The sequence below is a fragment of the Mesorhizobium sp. M2E.F.Ca.ET.209.01.1.1 genome (genome assembly GCF_004010375.2).
GTDB lineage: Bacteria > Pseudomonadota > Alphaproteobacteria > Rhizobiales > Rhizobiaceae > Mesorhizobium.
Genome location: NZ_SADP02000084.1, coordinates 1 through 637, shown reverse-complemented (window position 1 = coordinate 637; position 637 = coordinate 1). Strand labels below are relative to the sequence as shown.

The 637-nt window shown below is 69.2% G+C and carries 2 protein-coding genes; one reads left to right on the top strand and one right to left on the bottom strand.

The window, feature by feature from the left end; genetic code table 11:
• Nucleotides 1–271: CBS domain-containing protein (locus tag EN852_RS34670; protein WP_135879578.1), on the top strand; the 271-nt coding region annotated here is incomplete at its 5' end.
• Nucleotides 272–340: 69 nt separating this feature from the next.
• On the opposite strand, the gene EN852_RS34665 is transcribed toward EN852_RS34670, so the two are convergent.
• Nucleotides 341–637: enoyl-CoA hydratase-related protein (locus tag EN852_RS34665; RefSeq protein ID WP_246694484.1), on the bottom strand; the 297-nt coding region annotated here is incomplete at its 5' end.

Here is a 637-nt window from a genome sequence, read left to right as displayed (position 1 = left end):
CGCGGACGGCAAACTTACCGGCGCGGTCGGTCTGCGCGAGCTGACAAAAGCGACCGATACGGTGAAAGAGGTGATGTCGAAGGCCGGCACTGCCTCATCCGACGCACCGGCTATGAGCCTGCTGCCCGTGCTGACCGACGGGCGCAGCCATGCCGTGGTAATCGTCGATGGCGAGCGGCACATCCTCGGCCTGATCACCCAGACCGACCTCTTGGCGGCCGCCGCGCGCGTGCGCCCAACAGAAGGAACGGATCTGAAGTCGGCGGCATAGGGCCGCGGCCCAGGGATCGCGGGCGATCCGGAATCTCGCTTCGCGATCGCATCGTCTTTGCAACCGTCATCACGGACTGGTCCCAACTCGCCCAGTCTGGCGCACCGCGTCCCGCGGCCGGTGTGCCCGTGACCCGTCATAGGCCGGCTGGCGCCGCTCCATCCAGGCATCGAGCCCTTCGCGCAGATCGGCCGTAGGGGCCATGCGCGCGAACTGCTCGGCTTCGACCAGCAGGCCCTCGGCGATGCTCTGGTTGATGCCTCGGGCCACGGCGGTGAGGATGCCCGCCACCGCCGCCCGCGAGTGGACCGTGATGCGCCGCGCAAGGTCGAACGCGGCCGGCATCAGCTGGGCGTGCGGCACGAC